We start from the raw sequence: 9,790 nt of genomic DNA on the forward strand, positions 1-9,790 counted from the left end.
TCTCTGGCGACTGACACTCTGCATTCGCGAGCAAGCCCGCTCCCACATTTTGACCGAGTTGGTCTTAGGGGATTACCGGCTGGCGAGCAGTTCCTGGCCGCGCACAACGGCTGCCTTGACCTGCGCCGGCGCAGTGCCGCCCACGTGGTTACGGGCATTCACCGAGCCTTCCAGGGTCAGCACGGCGAACACGTCCTGTTCGATCTGGTCGCTGAACTGACGCAGTTCTTCCAGGCTCATTTCCGCCAGGTCCTTGCCGGTGTCCACGCCGTATTTAACAGCATGGCCGACGATTTCATGGCAGTCACGAAATGGCAGACCACGACGCACCAGGTAGTCCGCCAGGTCGGTGGCGGTGGAGAAACCGCGCAGCGCCGCTTCACGCATGATCGCGTGCTTGGGCTTGATCGCCGGGATCATGTCGGCAAACGCACGCAACGAGTCGCGCAGGGTGTCGGCGGCATCGAACAGCGGCTCTTTGTCTTCCTGGTTGTCCTTGTTGTAGGCCAGAGGCTGGCCTTTCATCAAGGTCAGCAGGCCCATCAGCGCGCCGAACACGCGGCCGCTCTTGCCACGCACCAGCTCCGGTACATCGGGGTTTTTCTTTTGCGGCATGATCGAGCTGCCGGTGCAGAAGCGATCCGGCAGGTCAATGAACTGGAATTGCGCGCTGGTCCACAGCACCAGCTCTTCGGAGAAACGCGACAGGTGCATCATCGCAATGCTGGCGGCGGCGCAGAATTCGATGGCGAAGTCGCGATCCGACACACCGTCCAAAGAGTTGCCGCCCACGGCGTCGAAACCCAGCAGTTGCGCGGTGTATTCGCGGTCGATCGGGTAAGTGGTGCCGGCCAGCGCGGCGCTGCCCAACGGCATGCGGTTGGCGCGCTTGCGGCAGTCCACCAGGCGCTCGTAGTCGCGGCTGAGCATTTCGAACCAGGCCAGCAAATGATGGCCGAAGGTCACGGGCTGCGCGGTTTGCAAGTGGGTGAAGCCGGGCATGATGGTGCCGGACTCTCGCTCGGCCTGCTCCAGCAGGCCTTTTTGCAGGCGGGTGATTTCGGCCAGGATCAGGTCGATCTCGTCACGCAACCACAGGCGGATATCGGTGGCCACCTGGTCGTTACGGCTGCGACCGGTGTGCAACTTCTTGCCGGTCACACCGATGCGATCGGTGAGGCGCGCTTCGATATTCATGTGCACGTCTTCCAGGTCGACGCGCCAGTCGAACGTGCCGGCTTCGATCTCACCGCGGATGGTGGTCAGGCCGTCGATGATGCTGTCGCGCTCGGCGTCGGTCAGCACGCCGACCTTGGCCAGCATCGTGGCGTGGGCGATCGAGCCCATGATGTCGTGGCGGTACAGGCGCTGGTCGAAGGTGACGGAGGCGGTGAAGCGCGCGACGAAGGCGTCGACGGGTTCACTGAAGCGGCCGCCCCAGGACTGGTTGGTCTTGTCGGTGCTCATGGATTCGCTCGTGATCTGCTTAAAAGAGGCGTGGAGGTGTGCCGCCGATAATAACAGGGTTGCCCGTGGAGGCGATGCTGCGGGTGATCGGCATTTTTATTTGCGCCAAGGATGGCTAAGTGCCTTGCCGTCGAACGCATCCGGGACGAGACTGGAGGCAGGCGTTAATTGAAACGATATTTGACGATTGAGCAATATCGTCTCAGCGAGCGTCTACAGTTGCACTGATAGAGCATGAATGCACCAAAGTCGGGTGATGCGGTCATAGCCCAGACTATCCATTAAAAAAGGGGGGTATTCGGATTGTGTATCAGCAAACCCTACGACGATGCCCAAAGGCAGCAGGTCTTGGGCGCAATTGAACAGGTCCGGGTAAATTTGGGTGCCGCTGCCGGGGCACTTTTTGCCGCTCGCGCTAGTCTTAGCGTGGATCGCTGTGACGCAAGTCACCGCACCTGTCTACGCTATCCTTGTGCGAGACTCACGCAGGAATCCAGCGCAATATGAATGTCCTGATCGTTGATGACGAACCCCAAGCCCGCGAGCGACTGAGCCGTTTGGTCAGTGAACTCGAGGGTTATACAGTCCTTGAACCGAGCGCCACCAATGGCGAAGAGGCGTTGGCGCTGATCGACAGCCTCAAGCCGGACGTGGTGTTGCTCGATATCCGCTTGCCGGGCCTTGATGGCCTGCAGGTCGCCGCCCGTTTGAGTGAGCGAGAGTCGCCACCTGCCGTGGTGTTGTGCGCCGCACAAGAAGAGTTTTCCACCGAGACCCTGGAAGCCAGCGGTGTCAGCTTTATCGTCAAGCCGGTGACGGGTGAAGCATTGCTCAAGGCGCTCAAGAAGGCCGAGCGCCCGAACCGCGTGCAACTCGCTGCGCTGACCCAGCCGGCTGCCCAAAGTGGCAACGGGCCGCGCAGCCATATCAGCGCGCGGACCCGCAAGGGCATCGAACTGATCCCGTTGGGCCAGGTGGTCTACTTTATTGCCGATCACAAGTACGTGACCCTGCGACACGAGGCCGGCGAAGTCCTGCTCGACGAGCCGCTCAAGGCCCTTGAAGATGAATTCGGCGACCGCTTCGTACGCATCCACCGCAACGCACTGGTGGCCCGCGAGCGAATAGAACGCCTGCAGCGCACGCCTTTGGGGCACTTCCAGCTGTTCCTCAAAGGGCTTAACGGCGATGCCTTGATCGTCAGCCGACGCCATGTCGCCGGCGTGCGCAAGATGATGCAGCAGCTTTAGCCCAAGGGCTGTAGCGAGGCCTGCATTCCTTTATCCCGGTGCGATGTGGCCAGGGAGGCCCCGCACTTGCTGATTCAAATCAAAGCGTGTTTGCCTGAGCTGTTATTATCTGCCGTATCTATTCAGTACGGATTGATCCATGTCCTCTCGCGAAATCCGCATCGCCACCCGTAAAAGCGCCCTGGCCTTGTGGCAGGCCGAATACGTCAAAGCGCGCCTTGAACAGGCCCACCCAGGCCTCAAAGTGTCCCTGGTGCCCATGGTCAGTCGCGGCGACAAGCTGCTCGACTCGCCGCTGTCGAAGATCGGCGGCAAGGGCTTGTTCGTCAAGGAGCTGGAAACCGCGCTGCTGGAAAACCAAGCCGACATCGCCGTGCACTCGATGAAAGACGTGCCCATGGACTTCCCTGAAGGCCTGGGCCTTTTTTGCATCTGCGAGCGCGAAGACCCGCGTGATGCGTTTGTTTCCAACACCTACGCGTCCCTGGATGACCTGCCGCTGGGCAGCATCGTCGGCACCTCCAGCCTGCGTCGTCAGGCCCAATTGCTGACCCGTCGCCCGGACCTGCAGATTCGTTTTTTGCGCGGCAACGTCAACACCCGCCTGGCCAAGCTGGATGCCGGCGAATATGACGCGATCATCCTTGCGGCTGCCGGCCTGATCCGCCTGGGTTTTGAAGACCGTATTACGTCGGCCATCAGCGTTGAAGACAGCTTGCCCGCCGGCGGGCAGGGCGCAGTCGGCATTGAATGCCGCACCGCCGACAGCGAAATACATGCTTTGCTCAAACCCCTCGACCACCACGACACCGAAGTGCGTGTCACTGCTGAACGTGCCCTCAACAAGCACCTCAACGGTGGCTGCCAGGTGCCGATTGCCTGCTACGCGGTGCTTGAAGGTGAAAACCTCTGGCTGCGTGGCTTGGTCGGTGATCCGGACGGTGGCACGCTGCTCACCGCCGAGGTGCGTGGGCCTCAGCGTGACGCGACGGCCTTGGGCATCCTGGTCGCAGAGGAGCTGCTGGGCAAGGGCGCCGGCGCCATTCTGGAAAAAGTCTATGGCGAGGCCGGCCCACAGTGACGGATTGGCGCGTGCTGCTGACGCGGCCCGCCGAAGAGTCGGCGGCCGTGGCTGCGTTGTTGGCCGAAGCCGGTATTTTCAGCAGCAGCTTGCCGTTGCTGGATACCGAAGCCTTGCCCGTCACGCCCGAGCAACAGGCAGTTTTTGCTGAGCTGGGCCGCTATAGCGCGGTGATTGTGGTGAGCAAGCCGGCGGCACGCCTGGCTGTGCAGCAGTTGCAGCAGCCCTGGCCATCGTTGCCGTGGTTCAGCGTGGGCGCTGCCACCGCGCAGGTTCTGGCCGATCACGGTCTCACCGTTCACTATCCGCAAACCGGCGACGACAGCGAAGCCTTGCTTCAATTGCCGGCCTTGCGCGAGGCTGTCGCACGGCCCGGTGCGCGGGTGTTGATCCTGCGTGGCGAGGGCGGCCGGGAGTTGCTGGCTGAGCGTTTGCGTGAGCAAGGTGCTAGTGTCGATTATCTGGAGTTGTATCGGCGTTTCCTCCCGGCCTACGCTGCCGGGGTGCTGATGCAACGCATCCAGTTGGAACGCTTGAACGGCCTGGTGGTCAGCAGTGGGCAGGGTTTTTTACACCTGCAAGCCCTGGCCGGCCCCGATTGGCCGAAGGTGGCGCAGCTGCCGTTGTTCGTGCCCAGCCCTCGCGTGTCTGACATGGCGCGGGCCGCTGGTGCAGAAAAAGTTGTGGATTGTCGCGGCGCGAGTGCCGCGGCTTTGTTAGTGGCGTTGCGCAGCGCTGCCTCTTAAGGCATGCGGCGCCCACTCTCTGATACGCAAAGGACGGATACGTGAGCGAAACAGCCTTGCCTAAAGATGAAACCCAACCCGCACTTGATGCGCCGGTTGAGTCACAGGTCGCCGCGCCACGCCGTGGCAATGGCCTGGCGGTTGTGGCCCTGTTGCTCGGTGCTGCAGGCGTTGCCGCCGGCGGTTGGGGGATCTGGCAGGTCCGTGCCCTGCAAGCCAGCAGCCAGCAACAGCTGGGCCAGGTGCAGACCCTTGATGATCAATCCCAATCCCTCAAGCAAAGTCAGCAACAACTGGCGGCGCGCCTGGCGCAGTTGCCTGGGGCGGACGAGCTTGAGGAGCGCCGCCGGCTGGTCGCCCAATTGCAGGGTGACCAGCAGCGCCTGAGCCAACGCCTGGAAACCGTGCTGGGCGCCAGCCGCAAAGACTGGCGCCTGGCCGAAGCTGAACACCTGATCCGCCTGGCCAGCTTGCGTCTGTCTGCCTTGCAGGACATCAACAGCGCCCAGTCACTGGTGCAGGGTGCCGACGAAATTCTGCGTGAACAAAGTGACCCAGGCGCCTACGCCGCCCGTGAGCAGTTGGCCAAGAGCCTTGCCGCGCTGCGCAGTACCGAGCAACCCGACCGCACCGGCCTGTACCTGCAACTGGCCGCACTGCGTGATCAGGTCGTGGCGCTTGCGGCTATCGCACCGGAGTATCAGCTCACCGAACCTGCTGCCGAAGGGCGCTCGACCACCGATACGGAAAATCGCCTGAAGCAGTGGTGGGAGCAGATCTCTCGCTACTTCCGTATCGACTTCAACCCTGATGACAACATTCGTCCATTGCTCGCCGGCCAAGGCCTGAATCAGGTGCGCCTGGCATTGAGCCTGGCGCTGGAACAGGCGCAGTGGGCCGCGCTTAACGGCGAATCGGCGGTGTACAGCCGCTCGCTGGGTGAGGCGCGCAGCGTGCTGCAGGACAACTTCAACCAGGACAATCCGCAGAGCAAGGCGATGCTGGCGCGCATTGCCGAGCTCGAGCCCAAGGCTGTCTCGGTGGTGACGCCGGACCTGGCCACCAGCCTGGCCGCAGTGCAGGCCTACCTTGAGCGCCGTCATCTGTCTGCCGATGAAGCCAAGGCGTCGGCGGGCACGCCGGCGACCCAGGAGTAGAGCCGATGAAGCGTTTCTATGTGATCCTGGTGCTGGCGATTGCGATCGCCCTGGCACTGGGCGTGGGTATTTCGAAACACACCGGCTACGTGCTGATTACCTACCCCCATCTGCTGCATTACGAGTCAAGCCTGTGGGCCACGTTGGTGGCGCTGTTCGCCGTCGTTCTGGTGATCTACCTGCTGCGTGTGCTGCTCAGCTTGCTCACCACCTCGGGTGGCGTAGTCAACCCATGGTCGCGGCGTAACCGCAGCCGCCGTGTGCAAATAGCTATCGAGCAAGGCCAGATGGACCTCGCCGAAGGCCGCTGGGCCAGCGCCGAACGGCACCTGCACCGCGCTGCTGAAGCCGAGCGCCAGCCGCTGCTGTACTACCTTGGCGCCGCACGGGCTGCCAACGAACAGGGCCGCTATGTGGAGTCCGACGGTTTGCTGGAGCGTGCCCTGGAACGCCAGCCACAGGCGGAACTGGCTGTGGCCCTGAGTCATGCGCAACTGCAGATGGACCGTGGCGACACTGAAGGTGCGCTGGTGACGTTGCAGGCCATGTACGAGCGTCATCCGCATAACGCGCAGGTCTTGCGCCAATTGCAGCGTCTGCATCAGCAGCGGGGCGATTGGCCGTCGGTGATTCGCTTGTTACCCGAACTGCGCAAGGACAAAGTGCTTCCCGCCGCTGAGCTGGCCGAACTTGAGCGCCGTGCCTGGGGCGAAAACCTGGGGCTGGCGGTCGAGCGTGAACAGCTGGGCGAAGCCGGGTTGCAGTCTTTGGAGCGAGCGTGGGAGCAACTGACCTCCGCCCAGCGCCAAGAACCGCAACTGGTGTTGGCTTACGCTGAACAACTGCGTCGGCTGGGTGCTGACGCCAAGGCCGAAGAAGTGCTGCGTGGCGCCATCAAGCGCGGCTATGACAGCCATCTGATTCGGCTTTACGGTTTGTTGCGTGGCAGTGACCCAGGTCGACAGCTCAAATTCGCTGAAGGCTGGCTCAAAGACCATCCAGGGGATGCCAGCCTGTTGCTGACGCTGGGTCGCCTGTGTCTGCAAAACAGCCTGTGGGGCAAAGCGCGCGACTATCTGGAAAGCAGCCTGCAAGTGCAGCGTAATCCCGAAGCCTGTGCTGAGCTGGCGCGCTTGCTGGCCCAGTTGGGCGATACCGAGCGCAGCAACCAGTTGTTCCAGGAAGGCCTGGGGCTTCTGGACAGCCGCTTGCTGGCATCACCGTTGCCGGTGCCTGCGCGAGTGTAGGAATGAAAGCCAAGGTTGGCCGGACCTTTCTGAGGGCCAACCTTTCTTTATCGCGTAAACCCTGGGCGCTAAAGCGCTACGTAGCAAATTCCTACTGCCAACTGCTTGAAGTCATCCAGGTTCTGACGGCATATCCCCAGGCGGTTGCGGAATAGTCTGCTCTAACGCGTATTGAAAGGAGTCAGGCCTTTACTCTACCGTAAGGGTCTATCTCCTGCGGTACGGATAACAATGTCTTTGGCCCCTTCACGCTCTCTGTTTCTCCTGGCGTTCTTGGCTGGTTCGCTGACGTTGGGTGCGTCTTTTTATCTTGAATTCGGCGCACTCTTGCGTCCCTGCTTCCTGTGCCAGGTGCAGCGCATCTTTTTGGCAGCCTTTACGCTGATCAACCTGGTAGCGACCCTACACAACCCGAAACGCTCCGGGGTCTACCTGTACGGGTTGGCCAGTATGGGCTGCGCGTTGCTTGGGGCTATCACTGCAGTACGCCAAGTGCTGCTACAAAATGCCGCGCCGGAGCAGGTCAACGAGTGCTGGCCCAGCCTTCACTACATGATTGAAAACCTGTCGTTATGGCAAGCACTGCAACTGAGTGTAAAAGGCACCGTGGACTGCGTGGAACTCAACTGGACACTGTTTGACCTGAGCCTGCCCGAATGGAGTCTGCTGTTCTTTTTGGCGATGCTGGTGCTCGGCATCATGCAGTTTTCTCGATTGTTGGCGGGCCGCCGTTTGCACCCTGCGAAGTACTGAAAATTCGCCGTAACGTGTAGGACGGGATTAAACACTTGTATGAACTTTCTCTCCTGCGTACCTTGAAGCCATAGTCATGCGGGCATAATCTGGCCCGCACGCGTTATCGAAACCGTTTGTGACATGCGGCCTTGTCCGGCTCCCGCCTCAATGTTTGAGGTGTTACGCGGGCACAGGCGGCAGCGCCCCTATAGGGAAGAGAGATCACCATGCTGGAAAGTTGTCAGAATGCTCAGGAACGCTGGGGTGGAGTGCACAAGCTGATCGACAGCTGGTTGAAGGCACGTCACGAACTGGTTCGAGCCTTTGATGCTCTTGGCGCCAAGCCCGAGGCACTGGCTGAGAATCGCGAACCGCTGCAGGATTTCTGCGGTGTCTTGGTGGACTACGTGTCGGCCGGCCATTTTGGTGTCTACGAGCAACTGACCAAAGAAGCGGAAGCTTTTGATGATCAGCGTGGCCTTGACCTGGCAGAGACGATCTACCCGCGCATTGATGTGATCACCGAGAAGCTGCTGGCCTTCACCGATCTGTGTGATGCTGGTAATTGTGTTGCTGAAAAATTCAAAGAATTGGGCGCGCTGTTGCATGAGCGCTTCGAGTTGGAAGATTGCCTGATCGAAGTGCTGCACAACGCTCACAAGGAAGAGTCAGCCGCCCAGGCTTGATCCTCGAAGTGAGATAAAAAAAACGGTGCGCATGGCGCACCGTTTTTTATTGGGTCAGTGGCGAGTGCCGAGCAATTCGATCTCGAACACCAGTGGCGTATATGGCGGGATCAACTCGCCTGCACCGTCGGCGCCATAGGCCTGGGCAGAGGGAATGACCAAGCGCCATTTCGCGCCCACCGGCATCTGCTGCAGCGCGCTGCTCCAGCCGCTGATCACACTGTCCAGGCGAAACCATTGGGGCTGTGTGCTCTTGTCGAAGACTGTCCCATCGGGCAGCCGTCCAACGTAATTTACGTGCACCTCATCACTGGCCAGCGGTTTGCTGCCGTTGCCGGGCGCCAGCTCGGTGAGCAGGATGCCATCTGCCAGTTCACGCACGCCGCTGACGGCTTTTTCCTTGGCTAAGAATTGCTGTTCGGCAGCGAGGGCTTTTTCGCTTTGTGGAGCCTCGGCGTCGGCAGCGTTTTGTGCTTCGTGTTCGGCGAGGATCTGTTCGATGCGTGCATTATCCAGTGCCAATGGCTTGCCCTGGTAGGCTTGCTTGAGGCCATCGAGCAGGGCTTGGATCTGCAGGTCGGGAACCTGCTGGCGCAGGCGCTCGCCAAGGCTTGCACCCAAGCTGTAGGCAAGGTCGTGTGGGTCTTGGGCAGTGGTTTTTGACGGTGATTGCTCGCCTGCATTGGCCACGCCAATCGCCAAGCCAAGCACTAAAAAAAGATAACGCGACATGCTGCTTCTCCCGCCGAAAGTGCGACGGATTATGCCAGTGTGAGTGGGCAAAAAGTGGCGCCGTTTTTTGTTATATCGATAAGAATTTATTCACGGTGCAACGCAAGGCAAACGATACTGTCAACATGCCCTAGCGGCGGTAAGAGCAGAGGGCTAGTATGAGCCGCACCCACGTCAGCCAGGAGGTAAACCATGTCGGCCAAACAGAAGCCTGTTAATACCCCGTTGCATTTACTCCAACAACTTTCGGGCAGTTTGCTCGAACATCTGGAAAGCGCATGTTCCCAAGCGTTGGCCGATGCAGAAAAACTGCTCGCCAAACTGGAAAAACAACGCGGTAAAGCGCAAGAAAAGCTGCACAAATCCCGTACCAAACTGCAAGACGCCGCGACTGCCGGCAAAGCCAAGGCACAAGCCAAAGCCAAAGACGCCGTCAAAGAACTTGAGGACCTGCTGGACGCCCTCAAGGATCGCCAAGCTGAAACCCGCACTTACATTTCTCAACTCAAAAAAGATGCTCAGGAAAGCCTGAAACTGGCCCAGGGCGTTGGTCGAGTGAAAGAAGCGGTGGCTAAAGTATTGGGCGCTCGTACACCGGCAAAAGCTGCCGCATCGAAAGCTCCAGCCAAGGCAGCGGCCAAGCCAGCTGCTAAAACCGCTGCTGCGAAACCAGCCGCCAAGCCAGCTGC

General features: G+C 60.4%; 10 protein-coding genes. 8 read left to right on the top strand and 2 right to left on the bottom strand.

What is annotated here, in order from left to right:
- Positions 1-72: 72 nt before the first annotated feature.
- Entirely contained in the window at positions 73-1,467 is a 1,395-nt protein-coding gene (gene argH, locus BLV67_RS16985; RefSeq protein WP_065931876.1) for an argininosuccinate lyase, read from the bottom strand.
- A 503-nt stretch (positions 1,468-1,970) separates the two neighbouring features.
- Here argH and BLV67_RS16990 point away from each other — a divergent pair.
- The 7 genes from BLV67_RS16990 (at position 1,971) to BLV67_RS17020 (ending at position 8,369) form a co-directional block, all read left to right on the top strand.
- Complete coding sequence (locus tag BLV67_RS16990; RefSeq protein WP_068933740.1) at positions 1,971-2,717, top strand: LytR/AlgR family response regulator transcription factor; 747 nt, start codon at positions 1,971-1,973, stop codon at positions 2,715-2,717.
- A gap of 139 nt (positions 2,718-2,856) precedes the next feature.
- On the top strand, positions 2,857-3,798 hold the full coding sequence (gene hemC, locus BLV67_RS16995) for a hydroxymethylbilane synthase (protein WP_068933738.1): 942 nt from the start codon (positions 2,857-2,859) through the stop codon (positions 3,796-3,798).
- A complete protein-coding gene (locus tag BLV67_RS17000) occupies positions 3,795-4,544 on the top strand; it encodes a uroporphyrinogen-III synthase (protein ID WP_065931874.1) in 750 nt (249 codons plus the stop codon). The genes hemC and BLV67_RS17000 overlap by 4 nt, the downstream gene beginning before the upstream one ends.
- 41 nt (positions 4,545-4,585) lie before the next feature.
- Positions 4,586-5,701: a uroporphyrinogen-III C-methyltransferase gene (locus BLV67_RS17005; protein WP_065931873.1), complete on the top strand. Its 1,116-nt coding sequence runs from the start codon at positions 4,586-4,588 to the stop codon at positions 5,699-5,701.
- A 5-nt stretch (positions 5,702-5,706) separates the two neighbouring features.
- The gene (locus BLV67_RS17010; protein ID WP_069787117.1) at positions 5,707-6,948 is read left to right on the top strand and encodes a heme biosynthesis protein HemY; all 1,242 of its coding nucleotides are present in this window, start codon (positions 5,707-5,709) and stop codon (positions 6,946-6,948) included.
- A 231-nt stretch (positions 6,949-7,179) separates the two neighbouring features.
- Entirely contained in the window at positions 7,180-7,701 is a 522-nt protein-coding gene (locus tag BLV67_RS17015) for a disulfide bond formation protein B (protein ID WP_065931871.1), read from the top strand.
- A 209-nt stretch (positions 7,702-7,910) separates the two neighbouring features.
- Positions 7,911-8,369: an Rsd/AlgQ family anti-sigma factor gene (locus BLV67_RS17020; protein ID WP_058421163.1), complete on the top strand. Its 459-nt coding sequence runs from the start codon at positions 7,911-7,913 to the stop codon at positions 8,367-8,369.
- Positions 8,370-8,423: 54 nt separating this feature from the next.
- Here BLV67_RS17020 and BLV67_RS17025 read toward each other — a convergent pair whose 3' ends face one another.
- Positions 8,424-9,101: an FKBP-type peptidyl-prolyl cis-trans isomerase gene (locus tag BLV67_RS17025; RefSeq protein WP_056860789.1), complete on the bottom strand. Its 678-nt coding sequence runs from the start codon at positions 9,099-9,101 to the stop codon at positions 8,424-8,426.
- A 192-nt stretch (positions 9,102-9,293) separates the two neighbouring features.
- Between BLV67_RS17025 and BLV67_RS17030 the strand changes: the two genes are divergently transcribed.
- On the top strand, positions 9,294-9,790 hold a 497-nt coding region (locus BLV67_RS17030; protein WP_208604493.1), incomplete at its 3' end, for an AlgP family protein.

The organism is Pseudomonas salomonii (assembly GCF_900107155.1).
GTDB classification, from domain to species: Bacteria; Pseudomonadota; Gammaproteobacteria; order Pseudomonadales; family Pseudomonadaceae; genus Aquipseudomonas; species Aquipseudomonas salomonii.